The 17,619-nt window shown below is 38.2% G+C and carries 18 protein-coding genes and 2 tRNA genes; 9 read left to right on the plus strand and 11 right to left on the minus strand.

Features of this window, described 5'->3' with window-relative positions:
- Positions 1-40 precede the first annotated feature (40 nt).
- Positions 41-421 carry a response regulator transcription factor gene (locus CWB65_RS07635; protein ID WP_008129771.1) on the plus strand — a complete coding sequence of 127 codons (381 nt, stop codon included), beginning with the start codon at positions 41-43 and terminating at the stop codon, positions 419-421.
- An 8-nt stretch (positions 422-429) separates the two neighbouring features.
- Positions 430-726 (plus strand): PilZ domain-containing protein, encoded by a 297-nt coding sequence (locus tag CWB65_RS07640; protein ID WP_006792347.1) that lies wholly within the window; start codon positions 430-432, stop codon positions 724-726.
- 15 nt (positions 727-741) lie between these two features.
- Here the strand turns inward: CWB65_RS07640 and CWB65_RS07645 are convergent, their stop codons facing one another.
- On the minus strand, positions 742-1,932 hold the full coding sequence (locus CWB65_RS07645) for a class I SAM-dependent methyltransferase (protein ID WP_138740331.1): 1,191 nt from the start codon (positions 1,930-1,932) through the stop codon (positions 742-744).
- Between the two features lie 106 nt (positions 1,933-2,038).
- Here CWB65_RS07645 and CWB65_RS07650 point away from each other — a divergent pair, with 106 nt between their 5' ends.
- Positions 2,039-2,728 carry an HD domain-containing protein gene (locus tag CWB65_RS07650; protein WP_371816613.1) on the plus strand — a complete coding sequence of 230 codons (690 nt, stop codon included), beginning with the start codon at positions 2,039-2,041 and terminating at the stop codon, positions 2,726-2,728.
- 1 nt (position 2,729) lies between these two features.
- Positions 2,730-3,170, plus strand: a complete 441-nt coding sequence (locus CWB65_RS07655; protein WP_008129764.1) for a VOC family protein — start codon at positions 2,730-2,732, stop codon at positions 3,168-3,170.
- Here the strand turns inward: CWB65_RS07655 and CWB65_RS07660 are convergent.
- A complete protein-coding gene (locus tag CWB65_RS07660; RefSeq protein WP_008129762.1) occupies positions 3,167-4,159 on the minus strand; it encodes a response regulator in 993 nt (330 codons plus the stop codon). The two genes, CWB65_RS07655 and CWB65_RS07660, sit on opposite strands and share 4 nt — an antisense overlap.
- 8 nt (positions 4,160-4,167) lie before the next feature.
- Positions 4,168-7,491: an MHYT domain-containing protein gene (locus tag CWB65_RS07665; RefSeq protein WP_138740332.1), complete on the minus strand. Its 3,324-nt coding sequence runs from the start codon at positions 7,489-7,491 to the stop codon at positions 4,168-4,170.
- 276 nt (positions 7,492-7,767) lie between these two features.
- Here CWB65_RS07665 and CWB65_RS07670 point away from each other — a divergent pair, with 276 nt between their 5' ends.
- Complete coding sequence (locus tag CWB65_RS07670) at positions 7,768-8,454, plus strand: M48 family metallopeptidase (RefSeq protein ID WP_138740333.1); 687 nt, start codon at positions 7,768-7,770, stop codon at positions 8,452-8,454.
- Between the two features lie 94 nt (positions 8,455-8,548).
- Here CWB65_RS07670 and CWB65_RS07675 read toward each other — a convergent pair.
- A tRNA-Tyr gene (locus tag CWB65_RS07675) sits at positions 8,549-8,633 on the minus strand.
- Positions 8,634-8,682: 49 nt separating this feature from the next.
- Positions 8,683-8,767 (minus strand) — tRNA-Tyr (locus CWB65_RS07680).
- 112 nt (positions 8,768-8,879) lie between these two features.
- Between CWB65_RS07680 and CWB65_RS07685 the strand changes: the two genes are divergently transcribed.
- A complete protein-coding gene (locus CWB65_RS07685; RefSeq protein WP_138740334.1) occupies positions 8,880-9,401 on the plus strand; it encodes a VC2046/SO_2500 family protein in 522 nt (173 codons plus the stop codon).
- Between the two features lie 195 nt (positions 9,402-9,596).
- Complete coding sequence (locus CWB65_RS07690) at positions 9,597-9,899, plus strand: DUF6172 family protein (RefSeq protein WP_006792356.1); 303 nt, start codon at positions 9,597-9,599, stop codon at positions 9,897-9,899.
- Between the two features lie 315 nt (positions 9,900-10,214).
- On the opposite strand, the gene CWB65_RS07695 is transcribed toward CWB65_RS07690, so the two are convergent.
- The 3 genes from CWB65_RS07695 to CWB65_RS07705 all read right to left on the minus strand — a co-directional run bounded on the left by CWB65_RS07695 (position 10,215) and on the right by CWB65_RS07705 (position 11,911).
- The gene (locus CWB65_RS07695; protein ID WP_138740335.1) at positions 10,215-10,694 is read right to left on the minus strand and encodes a YchJ family protein; all 480 of its coding nucleotides are present in this window, start codon (positions 10,692-10,694) and stop codon (positions 10,215-10,217) included.
- A gap of 29 nt (positions 10,695-10,723) precedes the next feature.
- Entirely contained in the window at positions 10,724-11,167 is a 444-nt protein-coding gene (locus tag CWB65_RS07700; protein WP_138740336.1) for a SulA-like leucine-rich domain-containing protein, read from the minus strand.
- 288 nt (positions 11,168-11,455) lie between these two features.
- The gene (locus CWB65_RS07705; protein WP_008128067.1) at positions 11,456-11,911 is read right to left on the minus strand and encodes a tetratricopeptide repeat protein; all 456 of its coding nucleotides are present in this window, start codon (positions 11,909-11,911) and stop codon (positions 11,456-11,458) included.
- Positions 11,912-12,030: 119 nt separating this feature from the next.
- Here CWB65_RS07705 and CWB65_RS07710 point away from each other — a divergent pair, with 119 nt between their 5' ends.
- Positions 12,031-13,323 carry an NCS2 family permease gene (locus CWB65_RS07710; RefSeq protein ID WP_171047579.1) on the plus strand — a complete coding sequence of 431 codons (1,293 nt, stop codon included), beginning with the start codon at positions 12,031-12,033 and terminating at the stop codon, positions 13,321-13,323.
- A 149-nt stretch (positions 13,324-13,472) separates the two neighbouring features.
- Here the strand turns inward: CWB65_RS07710 and CWB65_RS07715 are convergent, their stop codons facing one another.
- Positions 13,473-14,231: a hypothetical protein gene (locus CWB65_RS07715; RefSeq protein WP_006792361.1), complete on the minus strand. Its 759-nt coding sequence runs from the start codon at positions 14,229-14,231 to the stop codon at positions 13,473-13,475.
- Positions 14,232-14,522: 291 nt separating this feature from the next.
- Here CWB65_RS07715 and cysB point away from each other — a divergent pair, with 291 nt between their 5' ends.
- Positions 14,523-15,500, plus strand: a complete 978-nt coding sequence (gene cysB, locus CWB65_RS07720; RefSeq protein ID WP_006792362.1) for an HTH-type transcriptional regulator CysB — start codon at positions 14,523-14,525, stop codon at positions 15,498-15,500.
- Between the two features lie 63 nt (positions 15,501-15,563).
- Here cysB and CWB65_RS07725 read toward each other — a convergent pair whose 3' ends face one another.
- Complete coding sequence (locus CWB65_RS07725) at positions 15,564-16,940, minus strand: L-serine ammonia-lyase (protein ID WP_008127692.1); 1,377 nt, start codon at positions 16,938-16,940, stop codon at positions 15,564-15,566.
- Positions 16,941-17,041: 101 nt separating this feature from the next.
- Complete coding sequence (locus CWB65_RS07730; protein WP_138740338.1) at positions 17,042-17,617, minus strand: NUDIX hydrolase; 576 nt, start codon at positions 17,615-17,617, stop codon at positions 17,042-17,044.
- Positions 17,618-17,619: the final 2 nt, after the last annotated feature.

Below are 17,619 nucleotides of genomic sequence, written 5' to 3' on the forward strand. Positions count from 1 at the left end.
GTAGGATTTATTTTTGTTTTGAGAAGGAAACGACATAAGCATGTCCTCGGTGATTGAACCTAAAACAAAACGACTATTAGTTGTAGATGATGAGTATTTTAATTACGAAATGCTTAAACCTGCACTAGAGTCTAAATTTGACGTTAGTTATGCTGACTCTGGTCAGAATTGTCTTGCGTCTGCAATTGCCAATCCTCCTGACATTATTTTACTCGATGTATGTATGCCAGGCCTTGATGGCTACGATACGTGCAGAATGCTAAAACATACGCCAGAAACTAAAAACATTCCTGTGGTTATGGTGTCAGGCCTTGAGTCTGAGCTTGAGAAGAAAACAGGGTTTGACGCCGGTTGTGATGCTTATGTAGTCAAACCGTTTGCCATAAGTGCACTGTTAGAGCAAATAAACACAATAGTTTAGAGGGAATTATGTTCACAGAAGATAAACGAAACTATAGACGCATGCAGGTAAACGCTACTGCAATGCTTACAACTATTGAGCCGGTTGCAGGCTTAACTTACACTGCTGAATGCGTAGACTTAAGTGCAACGGGATTGTCATTGCATTTAGATGATTTATTAGAACCAAATACACTTTTGTCTGTTGATATTGCATCAACCCATCCAAGTATTGCCCCTTTAAAAGCGACCGCTAAGGTAATACGTGCCAGCAAAGAAGATGATGGCACGATTACGGCAGGGCTTGAGATAATAGAGTTTAATTAACCAATTAAATGTTAATTAATAAACTTTACAGATAAGCCCTTTTAAGTAAAAGCCTTCAGGGTAGCTGCCCGCAATTGGGTGGTCAGCTGCTTGGTTTAAACGTTCCATTATTAACAAGTCTTTACCCGCGTCTAGTGCTGCGTCTGCAACTACTTTCTGAAATAAGTTTTGTTCCATTAAGCCCGAGCAAGAGAATGTTAATAGTGTGCCGCCTGGCTTTAATATTTGCATAGCTATCATATTGATATCTTTATAGCCCCTGCATGCACCTGTTAGCTGTGCCTTGTTGTCGGCAAATTTAGGCGGGTCCATAACAATGGTGTCGAACTGTTTACCTTCGTCTCTGTACTGGCGTAAAAGTTTAAAAACATCTTGCTTAACAAAATCGACTTTATTTAAATCTAAATTATTATGCTCAACATTACGTTTTGCGGTATCGAGTGCCGGTTGTGATACGTCAACGTTGGTTACATGTGTACAGCCACCACGAAGCGCATAAAGTGAGAATGTCCCTGTGTAGCTAAAGCAGTTAAGAACAGTTTTATCTTTTGAAAAACGCTCAAGTGCTGCACGGCTATCGCGTTGATCTAGGTAAAATCCGGTTTTATGACCTTCTAAAATATCTACCTCAAGCTTTAAACCATTTTCTTCAATAAGCACTGGCTGCTTTGGCTCAGAGCCCCAAAGTACCCCTTTAATTGGCTCTAACCCTTCTTTTGTTCGTACGTCCACGTCTGAACGCTCGTAAATACTGCTGCCTGGAAATATAGCCATCAGTGCGCCTACAATTTCACCTTTGTGGCGCTCTGCACCTGCGCTTAGTAGTTGGCATACAAGTACATTATCAAACTTATCGATTGTAACACCCGGTAAGTAATCAGACTCAGCGGCACATAATCGGTAACCAGTTAATCCGCCTTCTTCAATTACTTGGCTACGAGCTTCAAGTGCTCGGCGTAAGCGTCTCTCAAAAAAGTGTTGATCTATAATTTCTTTTTCGTCAAAGCTCCAAACACGCGCTCGAATCTGAGAATGCGGGCTATAGGCTGCTGTTGCTAAATATTTACCTTCACTGTCGTGAATAGTTACCGTATCGCCCAGTCCCGGTTTACCTTTGATCTTTTTAATGGCTTTAGAAAATAACCATGGGTGTTTTCTTTTTAATGATTTATCGCGACCAGCTTGGAGATAAACGGCAGATGACATAAGGCTTCTCGGTTGTATTAAATAAGCGATGTATTTTAGTCAAGGCAGGGGCAACATACAATGAATGTTTTGCATGAAGCCTATAAAGCGCGGTAAAGTATGACTAATTCAATATGTTAATAAATTTTTGGAAACTACCTTGGCAGAAACCACGTTATCTCCCGCATTACAAATACTCTCTGGGCAATGTCGTGACTTTATTACATCGCTTAAACATGCTGATGTTGCTCATGATATTACCCATATAGAACGTGTGGTTAGAGTGGCAATACAACTTTGTGAAGCTGAAAATGCCAATATGGCGATTGTTTTGCCTGCAGCATGGTTACACGACTGTGTCGCAGTGGCTAAAAATCACCCTGACAGAGCCAAAGCATCGACTATGGCAGCCGATAAAGCGATTGGGTTTTTAAAAGGCTTAGGTTATGACGCAAACTTGTTTGAAGAAATTCATCATGCAATAGCGGCACATAGCTTTAGTGCTAACATTAAAATTAAAACGCTTGAGGCGCAAATAGTACAAGATGCAGATAGAATGGATGCTCTTGGTGCCATTGGTGTTAGCCGTTGCATGAAAGTAGGGGGCTCTATAGGGCGTTTACTTTACAGCCCTGACGATCCTTTTTGTACAACTAGAGAGCCTGACGATAAAAAATTTACTTTAGATCATTTTTTTATAAAACTTTTAAATATTGCTAAGAGTATGAACACGCCATCAGCTAAAGCTGAAGCGCAAAGACGCACTCACTATATGGATGCGTTTTTAGAGCAGTTAAAGTCAGAGATTGGTGAGTAATATGAGCAACAAAACAATGCCTTTACTATCGGGGATTGATCACTGCCACATAAACGTAAATAACCTTTCGAATGCAGTGACTTGGTATGAAAAAGTACTTGGCTTTAAAGTAGTTGAGGAGCTTGCGTTTTGGGACGAGACAGGCAAAGGGCCTTTAACACTCCAAGACCGAAATACCACAACACGCTTAGCATTGTTTGAAGGTCAAGTTCGCAGCAAAGGAATTGCGTTTGGTGCTACTGGAGAACAATTTATAGCGTGGCTTGCGCACTTCAAATCAATGGACATAAAAACAGTATTAGCCGACCACGGTGTTACGTTCTCAATATATTTTAAAGATGAAAGCGATAATAGTCATGAAATAACATCTCATGATTATGAACATATTAAGATGTTTTACCCATCTGTTGAGCAGGGATCACACAGTGCTAAAAAGAGTTAACGTTCTTGATTGCTTTGCTTGATATTGAGTATTTCGTCTAGTTTATTAACTAATAAATCAATAATAGCTGGGTCAAAGTGGCTACCTGCTTGGTCTTTCATATGAGCAACTGCTTTTTCTACACTCCACGCGTCTTTATATGGGCGTTTAGATGTGAGTGCATCAAATACATCTGCAACAGCAACAATTCTACCTTCGATTGAAATTTCATCGCCTTTTAAACCGTAAGGGTAACCTGTTCCATCCCATTTTTCGTGATGCTCTATTGCCAATGTGTGCGCGAGTTGAAGCAATGGAGAAGATGAATTAGCTAAAATTTTTGCGCCAATTAAGGCATGCTCTTTCATGTGTTCAAATTCTTGCTCTGATAACTTTCCGGGCTTTAATAAAATTGCATCGGGAATACCTATTTTTCCAACATCATGCATAGGCGCTGCCTGATGCAGAAGCTCTGCTTGATTTTCTGACATGCCAATACCTAGCGCAAGAACTTTACTGTACTGGCTCATACGAACTATGTGCTCACCCGTATCGGTATCTTTATACTCTGCGGCACGCCCCAAGCGCTGAACTAAATCTATATGTGCTTGCTTTAATTGCTCTGCTTGTACCAAAGAAAGGTGTGTTTTAACACGCGCTCTTACAATAGCAGGGCTTATTGGCTTGGTTATGTAGTCGACCGCACCTAATTCAAACCCTTTATACTCATCGCTCTCGTCACCAAGGGCTGTGACAAAAATAATGGGGATGTGTGCGGTTTTTGGATTACGTTTAACGTGTTCACATACTTCAAACCCATTCATATGTGGCATCATTATGTCGAGTAAAATGAGTTTGGGTAATTCTTTTTCAAGCAATGTTAAGGCTGCTTCTCCCGATTTTGCAAAGGACAGTCGGTACTGATTGCCCAGTATTTCTCGCATAACCTTAAGGTTCGCAGGCTCATCATCAACAATTAAAACCCGAGGTCTGTGTGTAGCAAAAATCATTTATATACTCATATATCGTTTAGTTTGTTTATCAATGTGTCTAATTTGAGAATCGCATTTTCAAAATCAAATTCATCAAATGCATCAGCTATTGCGGCAATGTCATCTGAAAAGGGTTCACCTGAAAACGTTTGCAGGTTCGTCAATGCATTATCGTTTAATTCAGCGTTTTGTGCTGAGTCATAAAGTGCTTCACACAGCTGTGTTAATTCATCAATTGACACTACATTGTTTTTACTTTCAGGTTTATCAGTTTGATCACATTCTTTTGTCGTTAACAATTGAGAAATAACAGACAGTTCAGCTTTTATTGATTGTAAAATATTATCAACGTCCTCACCTTGTTTAATAGCTTGCTCTAGATTGGATAAAAGTCTCATTAGTGCAATAAGACCAAGGTTTCCAGCAATCCCTTTTAAAGTGTGTATTAAACTATAGCTATTTTGAGTGTTTAGCTGAGGCTCGTTTATAAGTGTGTCGAAGCGTTTGTCATTGTCTTTAATAAATTTAGTGATTTCAGTCAGCTGTTTACACTTCGATCCCCATAACGCTAATCCTTTTTTAAAATCGATGTGTTTTGCATTTGGATCTGTTTGTGCTATTTCGATTTCTTTCGAAACACCTAAACCAAGTACTTGTGCAATTTCTTGATTTAATTGATTAATGTCAATTGGCTTGTTTGCAAACCCATTCATGCCTGCTTTTTTAGCTAATAGTTTATCTTGCTGTAAAACGCTGGCGGTTAAAGCAATAATAGGAATATTTTTTAACTGTTGTTGTTTTTCTATCTCGCGTATTTTTATCGAAGCTTCAATACCGTCACATTCTGGCATGTGAATATCCATTAAAATGACATCAAAATCGTGTTGTTTGAAGGTGTCAATTGCCTCAAGACCATTACTCGCTTTTGTAACCGCATGGTGATCCCTGGAAAGTAATAACGAGAGAAGCTCAGTATTTTGTTCTATGTCGTCAACGACCAAAATTCTTAGGGCAGGTAACTGTGTATGAAGGCCATCAAAATAGTCAATTTTTTCTTCATCACCCACTTTAAGAGGAAGCGAAAAATAAAAGCAGGTGCCTTTATTTATTTCACTGACTAAATTTATAGTTCCCCCCATCAGCTCAACAAGTTGTTTGCTGATAGTTGTTCCAAGCCCTGTACCACCAAAGCGGCGGGTAGTCGTTCCGTCAGCTTGGACAAAAGGTTGAAAAATAGCGCTCACTCTATCCTTTTCAATCCCAATGCCGGTGTCTTGTACTTCAAAAAATAAATGCCCATTTTGTGTGGTGCTTACGGTAATGGTCACAGAGCCATGCTCTGTAAACTTAATCGCATTGCCAATAAGGTTAGTTAAAATCTGTCTTAACCTGTCTGGATCACCGTAATAGGTATTTTGCACTGATTCTTTAATAATAAGATGAAGTAAAAGATCTTTCTTTTTTGCTTCTAACCAAAACGTTGAAATGATGCTGTCTATAACGGGTTTAAGGCTAAAGTGAACTGCCTCAATGGTCAACTTACCACGTTCTAATTTAGCTGAATCGAGTACCTCGTTAAGCAAGCGAAGAAGCGAACGGGCTGCGTTATTAACGGTAACAAGGTGCTTTTGCTGCTCATTATTGAGTGGTGTATCCATGAGCAGGTCGCTAAAGCCGATAATAGAGTTCATAGGGGTGCGTATTTCGTGGCTCATATTAGCCATAAACGACTGTTTTGCTTGTGCGGCTTCTTCAGCGATGAGTTTCGCTTTTTCGAGCTTCTCTTCGTACTCTTTACGCTCGGTGATATCAACAAACACGCCATCTATCCACTGAGCTTCGTCTTTATTATTAAAGTAAAAACTACCTTGGTCTAATAACCATAAAACTTTACCATTTCTATGACGAATTCTATATTCGATAGAATATTGGCGCTTTTCTTTAACTGCTGAAGTTACTGCATCTATTACTGCCTGTTGGTCAGTTTTTAAAATAAGGTCGTTAAATTCTAAGCAATGCTCAGTAAATTCATCTGATTGATAACCTGTTAACTCTAAAATACTTGGGCTTATGAATAACATACTCCAATTATCATCTAGCCTACATCTAAATACAGCACCCGGCATATTGTTTATTAAAGAACGGTATTTTTGCTCTTTTTCAACAAGGCTGCGTTGTAATTCACGTTGTTCGGTTAAATCAGTGATATAACCAACATAAAGTGGGGTTTGTCCTGGCTGGTTAACTTCACCAATGCCTATTCTAATAGGAAAAAGATGGCCTTCTTTGTGTTTTGCAAAAATTTCACGGTTTACACCGAGCACCTTGTTTGAGTTAACATCTTTTGCATTAGAGAGGTATTCATCGTGATGCTTAGCGAGCTTTTCATCCATTAACATTTTTATATTTTTGTTTTTTACTTCATGTTCTTGCCAGCCAAAAATATGTGTGGCTGAGGCATTAAAACTTAAAATATGCCCTCTGTGATCAATCGTTACTATGGCATCGATGGCTGTTTCGAGTATGGCATTCAGGCGAGACTCATCGGCAGACTTTTCTTCTAGCAACATTTTATAACGAACCATTCCGTTAATAACCGCCACGACGCTTGTAATAGCAACCGTTGCTGTAGCAACAGCAATTGCGACAAATGTAAGACCGGCGGATGCGTTAATATCATCGAATAGCAGTGGCGAAGTTGCAACAAAACGGGTTGCTGCCATGCCCATATAGTGCATTCCTGCAACAGCAAGGCCCAAAATAATTTCGCTTATGGTGCGGCTTTGTAGAGGCGTTAATGTAGGGAAAAATTTATCTAAGTTAAATCGACTATAAAGAGCAATAAAAGAAAGTGCTATTGCAACAAATATTGATAAAACAAACATAAGTGGGTCGTAGCGTAATAAAGGAGCCAACTCCATAGCGGCCATGCCGCTATAATGCATTGTGCCAATGCCTGCGCCTAATAATACAGAACATAAACCAAGTATTTTGAAGCTCGCTTTATTGTTAATTAAAATAGAAATTGCAAATAGGCAAGCAAAAAAAGCAGGAAGAAAAGACAATATAGTTATTGTTGGGTCGTATTTAATATTTGTGCAGAGCGAGAAGGCCAGCATACCGATAAAGTGCATACTCCAAATACCGGCTGAAAATATAGCAGCGGCAGTAAATTTTGCTAGGCGTTCATAATTATGAAATTTTGTTTCTTTGGCTAAATCAATCAATCGGGTTGTAAAAAAAGAAGCGAATATTGCTATTAAAACAGATATAGATACTAAAAGAGGGTCGTAAACGCCGTTAACTACTAGGCTAGGGTCGTGGTCTGTAATAAAAAATGCAGATAGCATATTGGCTCAAAAATTAGTCTTTAGGTAGCCAGTTTAATATATTCATCATATAAATAAATACTTAATTAACTAGAGCGGTATAAAAAATGAGTTTGTTTCAATTTTTTAACGTATAGTTTTCAAGTTATTATTTTTTATATTTATTTTATGCAAACTGATAGAAAAATATTTTGCTATTATATGAATGACACAGATGATAACCAACATGGGGTTACATCAAATTAGCATATAAATATTTGTAGTGAATACTTAAAATTAGGTTAATGAGAAAAAGTAGTGTTTGATTACCAGCTAAAAAAAAGTAAACGAAGAAAAACAGTCGCTATAAAGGTACATGATCAAGCTGTTACTGTATATGCTCCCCATTATGTTGCCCAAAAACAAATCGATAGTTGGTTACTTGAAAAGCAGCCCTGGATTGAAGCACAATTAAAAAAGCAGCTTAATGCAGTCGATATTAAGCAGTATCCCCTTATCCATAATAAAATTAAGATATTTTCTGACTGGGTTAAATTAAGTTTTTTAGAAAGCTCATTATCTGATATTCAAGAACACAATAATGTTTTGTTAGTAACACACTCTACTAGAGTAAAAAATTACAATGGTAAATACGAAAGTTTGATTAAACAGTATTTAGAAGAGAAGTTGGCGGCGTATATTGAAATGCGTATTAACTATTATTGCAAAATAATGAAAGAAGAATTGCCTCAAAAATTAAGTATTGCCATATATAAGCGCCGTTGGGGGAGTTGCAACAGCAGGCGAGAACTAACTTTTAATTTACACCTAATAGGGGCTCCTCATGCCGTGATTGATTATGTAATTGTGCATGAACTTGCTCATTTGCAGTATTTAAACCACAGTAAGGACTTTTGGGCTAGAGTAGAGGCATTTTTTCCTGATCATAAAATTGCATCAGATTGGCTAAAAGCAAACGGAACAAGTTTACAGTGGGTGTTTTAAGCTAATTTGAATATAGGAATATAGGAATATAGGAATATAGGAATATAGGAATATAGGAATATAGGAATATAGAAATATAGAAATATAGAAGAAGTGGTGGAGGGAGCTGGATTCGAACCAGCGAAGGCTGAGCCGTCAGATTTACAGTCTGATCCCTTTGGCCGCTCGGGAACCCCTCCACACTATTTTTGTTACATTTGGCCCCACTTAACTTAGCGGTAAGAAAAGTGGTGGAGGGAGCTGGATTCGAACCAGCGAAGGCTGAGCCGTCAGATTTACAGTCTGATCCCTTTGGCCGCTCGGGAACCCCTCCAATGCAACGGCGCTGATAATAGCAAAATGTGCCTTTAAGTAAAGAAAAAAGCTAAAGAAAATTTAAATAAAGCCGATAAATATTCATTACTCATTCCAATCGGCTAAAGTCTATGCAAATCGATGATTTGTTAATCACAGAGCAGCAATTAAGTACTCGGTTAAACCAAAGTGTACATGCAGACCGCCGTGGTGAATTTTCATTGCTGTTAGCAATGCTTTCACAAGATGCTTTAGATTTTAGTCAATTTCATTTACCTAAAAGTGAAATTGAAGATAACACAACTCAAGAAGCGCAGTTAAGAGAGCAATTAGGAGCAGGACCAAAGCAGCCATTAGCACCCAGTGAATTTAATATGCTAATTGGGCAGTTTAATGCACAGCGTTTGTCTTTGGTTGGTGAAAATAAAGGCATGGCCGATATAAAGTTAAATCAGTGTTTAAACCCTGAGCCCTTTTCGATTAGAGATGATGTAAACCACATACCCCTACCCATTATAGATAATTGTGAACTTGCTGTGCGAAGACGTTTACAAAAAGACGAAATAGATAATCCAAAAATGGATGTCGCAGGCTTTTATGACGTTCTAACAGACGTAAATCAGCGTGAACCATTACATTTGACGATGGCATAATTTATGATTTCATCAAATAGTGTCTAGTTACACTACCCATCACTGATTAAATTTTACGACTGCACCAAATCCGAATTGACTAAAAATTGATTTAATGTAAAAAAAGCATCCAAAAATTAAATGCAATTGCTATAATGGCTACAAATGGTATGACATGAATGCCGTTATCATTAAACCAAGGTAATTAGGAACGTAATGAAGAAAACATTCACGCTAAATCACGAGAAAATCAAATACCCTCGTATGGTTGATGCTGCAAAGCATGAAGTGAAAAAATATTTGAAAAGAGAGCGCAACAAAACTCTACCAGAAGATGCAGATTATTGGGCATTTGACTGTAAGTTTGGTAAAACGGTTGAAGATGCGCAAGTGGTTCATGTAGCTGAAATCAGCAACTGTATTAGCGATATTGAAAAGCAAGAATTGATGTCTTTTTACTTAGAAATATTGGCAAAACCTGCACAGCGTCAACAGCTAGACCTTGATAACGACGAGTAATAATTAGCGTTTGTGCATATCAAATTATTTAAATGGGCCATTGGCCCATTTTTTATGCCTATAGATTACCTTCAAGCTTTTTTCTTTTGAGCTAGCTCAAAGTATTTTACATCGTTTTAGGGCTTCAACTGTTGAATTGTTATTAACACTACTTTTTCCTTCAATATTAACCACTTAATTAATAGTGGTAGTACTAAACCTAAAAGGTTATAAAGGGAGTTGTGTTTAATAAATTTACGAAGCTATGCATTAAATGTGAGTATTTAATTAGCAACGGAGTGAAATAAATAATGTACTTCACTTAAAAAGAGGGGATTACGCGCTATGGCATTTTTTGTATTTTTTTGCGCTGCCACAAGGGCAATCATCATTCCTGCCAACTTTTATATCAGCGACCGGAAATATAATACCATCGAGATATCGCCACTGGTGTTGCTCTTTTATAAATTGAGAGCGCTCATGTAACACACAATATAGGTTTTGATAAAAATAGGTAGCTTTAAACTCAACGACCCCTTTATTTTCATCGCTGTTTGTTTCAATAACAGATAAGCTTACAAATCGACAACTGGTCGCAAATTCTTTAATTTCATTTACAGGGTTTTCAGCTTGCTTTTCACTTGCATATGTTTGGTATACGTATTTAGCATTTTTTTGTACGTAAGCTGTATACCTAGAGCGCATTAACTGCTCGGGTGTTTCTGCTTGTTTATCACCTAATAGCAGTGGTTCACAGCAATCTTCGTAATTTTTTTGGTTTCCACAAAAGCAAGTGTTGTTATTTAAATAATTCATAATTGTTACATAAGATTTAAAACATCATTTTAGCAAGCTTGCTGTATGTAAGGTATATCAAGTACGTCAGAATTTTTAATAAAACAGTATAACTTTGTTTTTGTGTTACTTAAGTTAAGCGATAAGTTGCTCAATAACTGATTGTTTAACATATCAGTCCATGTAATGACCGCTGCAAAGTTACCATTATGCAGTGCGCTACGCAGTACATATTCTAAATTTACTAAATGTTTTTGCCTAATGACTAATAGTTTACTTGTGTCTATTGAACATGAATCAAGCAAAGCTTTACTAGGAACATGATCTGGTGCGATTAATAAAGTCCAAGCATTTAAACTATTATACTGGTGTAGCACCTTTAACAGCTCAAACGTTGCCGATATATCATCTTCAATTTGAATCACGTTAACACAATCAGATAGTTCGTCTTGTTGATAGCTTTTTACTGTTCTTACGGTTATTGGCTGTAACATATCATCTCGCTCACTGGGTTTATATACAGTACATGTATACAGTAGTTTATACAGTGTTATGGCGCAAGTGTTTTTTTGCTATTTTTTTATACAAATTTATATTCTATTTTTAAGGATGTGTATTTTAATGTTTATACTGTTGATATTTATCGCTTTTATTTAAATTGGAATGTTAGTGGGTGAGTGTTTTTTATATAGGTTGAAAAGGTTTGCTTACGTTTTTTATAAATTTAAATTATAGCTCTGTACTGTATACAGTACTTTTACGAGCTAAGTTTCGGGCTTTTACTAAGGGGCAGGGGGGATTAAATGGGCATATTGTAATTGATGAATTTGTTCATATAAACTGGCTGCATAACATTGGGCATCCTTAAAACGCTTTGTTTCTATATATTTTCTTAAATCAGCAAGCGCAACTGTAGCTGGCTCATGACCCTGGCTACTCGATAAGCTAAGCCAAGCAACTCCATGAAATACACTTTGTGGAACACCTTGGCCTTTTACAAAAAACAAGCCTAAATAAAATTGCCCTCGGTGATCACCAGACATTGCCGATAAACGCATCCACTTTGCAGCTAAAGCAGGCTGGTTATTTTTTAAATAATATAGCGCCTTATTCAGCGTACTTTGTTGAGAGCTATCATTTTCAGGTGACGAATTAGTATCGCCTGGTTGTGTCACAAAAGACAAAATATTGTCTAATTGTTGTTCTAAATCATAACCTGTTGGTGTGGTTTTTATCATATGCTGTCATTCGGTATAGTTAACTACTTCAATAGTTTAGTATATCGCAAGGTAAAATGTCCTGAAAAATATACTTTTTATGATAAAATCTCGCTACTTTTTATTGTTGTAAGTTCATTATGTTAGAAGCTTTATTTAAAATTAACGAAAATGGGTCCACGGTTCGACGAGAATGCATCGCCGGAATGACTACTTTTATCACAATGGTTTACATTGTATTCGTGAACCCTGCGATGTTAGCAGAAGCGGGAATGGATCAAGGTGCTGCTTTTGTTGCTACTTGTATTGCTGCTGCAATAGGTTGTTTTATTATGGGGTTATGGGCCAATTACCCATTAGCTTTAGCACCTGGCATGGGGTTAAACGCCTTTTTTACGTATGGCGTTGTATTAGGTATGGGATACACCTGGGAAGCTGCGTTGGGCGCAGTATTTATGTCGGGTTGTATATTTTTATTATTAAGTTTATTTAAGGTTAGAGAATGGATAATAAATGCCATTCCATTAGTGTTAAAACGGGCCATTGCGACAGGCATAGGTGCATTTTTAGCCCTAATAGCCCTTAAAAACTCAGGCATTATTGTGGCTAGCCCCGCTACATTTGTGCAGCTGGGTGACATAACATCTGCGGGACCGTTACTGGCTATATTTAGCTTTTTTATTATTGCGGCATTGTTATATCGTGATTTTAAAAGTGGAGTGTTGATCAGTATTTTATTGGTTACTGCTATCTCACTTGGTTTAGGTTTAGTTGAATACCAGGGAATTATTGCTGCACCGCCTTCAATTTTACCTACTTTTATGCAGTTGGATTTTGCTGCTGCTTTAGAACTTTCAATGCTTAGTGTTATTTTTGCATTTTTGTTTGTCGATTTGTTTGACACGTCAGGTACTCTTGTAGCTGTAACGCAAAAGGCTGGTCTTGCAGATGAAAAAGGAAACATGCCACGCTTAGGACGTGCACTCAGTGCCGATAGCTCAGCCACCATTGCAGGTGCAATGTTAGGTACCTCAACAACCACATCTTATATAGAGTCAGTTGCGGGTGTATCTGTTGGTGGGCGTACAGGTTTAACTGCAGTGGTAGTTGGTTGCTGCTTTTTGCTAATGATGTTCTTTGCACCGTTAGCTAATATGGTACCAGCTTATGCAACAGCGGGCGCAATCTTATATGTTGCTGTACTTATGCTACAAAACCTAAAGTTTGTGGACTGGGACGATATGACTGACGCTATTCCAGTAGCCGTTGTGCTGTTAATGACGCCGCTTACGTTTTCAATTGCGCATGGTATTGCGCTTGGTTTTATTTCATATACGGCGGTTAAGTTGCTTTGTGGTAAACGCAGTGAAATAACAATTAGTGTATGGATATTAACCGTGTTATTTATTGTTAAATTCGCGTTTTTATCATAAATAACAAAGTTTTGTTTTGATATATAACTACCAGCGACGTTATGTGATTTATCCCTGTTGGGGAAGCTAAACTCTCGGTTATAAAATTTAATGCTAAAAAAGCCCATACATAGTATGGGCTTTTTTTATTATTCAGTGGAAAGCTGCTGTTACCATTTCTTTTTTGGAGCAAACAGTACATCTAAATCGTCTTGTTCTTGCTCGTTTTTCTTTTTTAGGGCGCTTGCGTTAGATGCTTTTAGCTCGACGCTAATTTCCTCTAAGTAACGTTCCACTTCTTGGCGTTTAGCATTTACATATTCGTCTGAATAAGGCACTGCACTAAGCGTTGCGTAGGCTTTTTCAAAATATTGTCTAGCAGAGCCAACCATACTCGCAGAACGTGCCGAAATACCGCGTTTAATTTGGCTTTCTATATTTATTTTAAGCTGCAATTTCTCAAGTAGTTTGTCTTCGCCTGTAAATACTTGGCTATTAACACGGCCCTTAGTGTGTTCAGAACGAAGGATCACACGTAATTTTTTAATCCCTTGAATTAGCGCAACAAGCTGTTTGTCGTTACTTGGTAATGCTAATGACTCACTACTGGTTCCTTGCACCGGGTTAGAGAGATGCTGTTTCATTTCTTCTAAACGGCTCTTTAGCGCTTTTGAGGTTGGCGAATGCGTAACCATTGTTTTGAGTGCTTCGGCAATTCTGCTTTGTAGAACCCTAATAACGTTTTCAGATAGCGGAATATTAGCCTGGTTCATTAATGCTTCTTCAGTTTCTTCAATGATCGCCTTTTGTTTTGTGAGTTCTTTTCGGCGCTCATTTTCTTGTTTTTCTTTGTGTTGCTGAACAGCACTTACCCAAAGTGCAATCACAACCAAAGCAACTATAAGGACAATTATAATAGACACGATCATGGTGTAATTCTCGGATTCATAACCTAATTTTTTAATATTACATTAAATATAAGCCATCGGGGTAGTTTTGCGCGAATTAACTTCAAATTAGGTAAATTAACTGTCGTTAAATATAAGGACTATGAGATTAATTCGTCTAATCTTGGCTACCTCAAGTATATTTATTATGCTAGCCTTGAGCACCACTTCGATAAATGCACGCTATAAGCTTAATCAACGCTACCGGTAAAACTGATCTAGCTTTATAGAATTGCCTTTATTTATAATAAATTACAACGTAAAAATGCAACCATGAAATTACAACAACTCAGATACATAGTAGAAGTACAAAATCATAAATTAAATGTTTCAGCAACGGCTGAGAGTTTATTTACCTCACAGCCTGGTATTTCTAAACAAGTACGTATGTTAGAAGATGAGTTAGGTGTTCAAATTTTTGGGCGAAGTGGCAAGCATTTAACGCATGTAACTAGTGCCGGTGAAGATATTATAAATATCTCGCGTGAGATACTTTCAAAGGTAGAAGGTATAAAAGCAGTAGCTAACGAGCACACATTACCAGACCAAGGTAAGCTCAATATAGCAACAACGCACACTCAAGCACGTTATGCTTTACCTAGTGTGATTCAGGGGTTTATGAAAAAATACCCTGCAGTATCATTGCATATGCACCAAGGTACACCGCAACAAATATCTGATGCCGCAGCAAGGGGCGATGCCGATTTTGCCATTGCAACTGAAGCGCTTCATTTATACTCTGATTTAGTTATGTTGCCTTGTTATCATTGGAATCGCAGTATTGTTGTTGCAAAGGATCATCCCCTTGCTAAAAAAGCCAATAGTTTAACGGTAGCAGATATTGCCGAATACCCGCTAATTACTTATGTATTTGGTTTTACGGGTCGCTCTGAATTAGACAAAGCATTTAGCGCCCATGGGTTAGAGCCGCATATTGTATTTACGGCGACTGATGCCGATGTAATTAAAACCTATGTTCGTTTAGGGCTTGGCGTAGGGGTAGTGGCTTCAATGGCGATTGATGAAATCACTGATACTGATTTAGTCTGCATTGATGCAAGTCACTTATTTGAAGCTAGCACTACAAAAATTGGCTTTAGAAAAGGCAGCTTTTTACGTACTTATATGTATGACTTTATAGAACGATTTGCGCCGCATTTAACTAAAGAGCGTGTGGAGCGCGCGAGTTTATTACGTAATCAAGATGATGTAGATAAGTTATTTGAAGATATAGAGTTACCTGTAAAGTAGCACTGGGTCTGATAACAAAAACCGACTATTTATTAATAGTCGGTTTTTTTGTTTAAGGTTAGCCTAACACTCAATAATGTTAACGGCTAAACCACCGCGCGCGGTTTCTTTGTATTTTGTTTTCATATCATTACCTGTTTCAAGCATGGTTTTTATTACTTTATCAAGTGATACTTTTTGCTCGCCACTACCACGAATTGCCAATCGAGAAGCATTGATGGCTTTTATAGCCCCCATCGCATTACGTTCAATACAAGGAACTTGCACTAAGCCGCCAACAGGGTCGCACGTTAAACCTAAATTATGCTCCATGCCTATTTCAGCTGCGTTTTCAACTTGTACAACATTGCCACCCACAATTTCAGTTAATGCTCCGGCGGCCATTGAGCACGCTACACCCACTTCGCCTTGGCAGCCCACTTCGGCACCAGAAATAGACGCATTTTTTTTATATAAAATACCAATAGCAGCGGCTGTTAGTAAATAACGCGTGGCAATGTCGCGGTCTACTTCTTTTACAAATGTATGATAGTACATGAGCACAGCGGGTAGAATGCCAGCAGCACCATTAGTAGGAGCTGTTACCACTCGTCCACCGGCGGCATTTTCTTCATTAACGGCAAGTGCAAATAGGTCGACCCAATCCATTGCTCTGAGTGGATCGTTGCTCACTTCGATATTCAGTTTTAAGTATAGGCTGGGTGCACGTCGTTTTACTTTTAAACCGCCAGGTAAAATTCCTTCAGTACGCATTCCGCGCTCAATACAGGCTTTCATTACTTGCCAAATATGAAATAACTCATCTTTTATAGCGTCTTCGGTTCGAAGTGTGCGTTCGTTTTTCATCATCAAGCTAGATACACTCAGGCCTGAGTCTTTACACATTTCAAGTAGCTCTTTTGCGCTACTAAAAGGGTATGGCGCTGGGTTTTCTTCTCTAATATCGAGCGCTGCTTGCTTTTCGTTTTCAAATTCTTCGTCGGTAACAATAAAGCCGCCGCCGATAGAGTAGTACACTTTGCTATAAAGCTTTTCACCATTATTTGAAGCAATAATCTCCATTGCATTAGAGTGCTTTGGGAGCGTTTTACGACGATGAAAAACAATAGCACCTTGCTTAGGAAAGTTGGCTTTGTGTGTTTGGTTTAAATAAATAACTTGTTCTTGCTCGATAGTTAATAAAATATCATCGACTAAATCGGCATCGATTGTTTCTGGGTCATAGCCTGCTAAGCCAAGTACAACAGCTTTGCCAGAACCATGACCTATACCTGTTTGACCTAACGATCCATATAGCTCTACTTTTATATCGGTAACACTTTTTAATAGCTGTTTTTCATGGAGTTCATTAACAAATAAGCGTGATGCGCGCATTGGGCCAACGGTGTGTGATGACGAAGGGCCAATACCAATGCTAAACATATCAAATGCACTGATCATAGTGTGTGTCTCTTATTAATTTACTCAGCCCGAGGCTGCTCTTTGAACGGTCGAGCATAATAACGCGGAATTGTTAGCATGTAACTATTATTAACGAAGATTTAAACTGGTAAGGCTAGTTGTTTTGTAAAGTTTTTTATAATGCTAGCAGTTGCTCCCCAAAGTAACCCATGGGGGGTAACAAACCCCTGCAGTGTGATTTCTTTACCAAAACGTTGAAATGGCAAAGGTTGCCAGTTAGCTTCAGTACTTAATTCATCTAAGGAGAGTAAAAAGCTAGCCTGTACTTCATTGTGATCGTTTACCCACTGCGTATTTTTATTCAAAACACATACGTAGGGACGAATACTAAACCCAGTTAAGGTGGAGTACTCTGGTAAATTGCCAAGGATATTTACATCTTTGTGCGCAATGTTTAATTCTTCTTTCAATTCACGTAGTGCCGTTGTGCGAAGCGTTTTGTCACTTGCCTCAAATTTACCACCGGGTAAGCAAATTTCACCTGGGTGATGATGCAAATAAGTAGGGCGCTTACAAAGTAAAATATGTGCATGCCCAGCTACATCTATAATGGGCAGCATAACGGCACTGGCGCGTTTAATTCGAGAGTCTTTTATTTGATTTGGCGCAGCGGTTGGGCTTAATTGAAAGCGGGTTTTAATAAAGTCACTATTCAAGA

The sequence above is a fragment of the Pseudoalteromonas sp. S554 genome, assembly GCF_005930865.1.
GTDB classification, from domain to species: domain Bacteria; phylum Pseudomonadota; class Gammaproteobacteria; order Enterobacterales; family Alteromonadaceae; genus Pseudoalteromonas; species Pseudoalteromonas marina.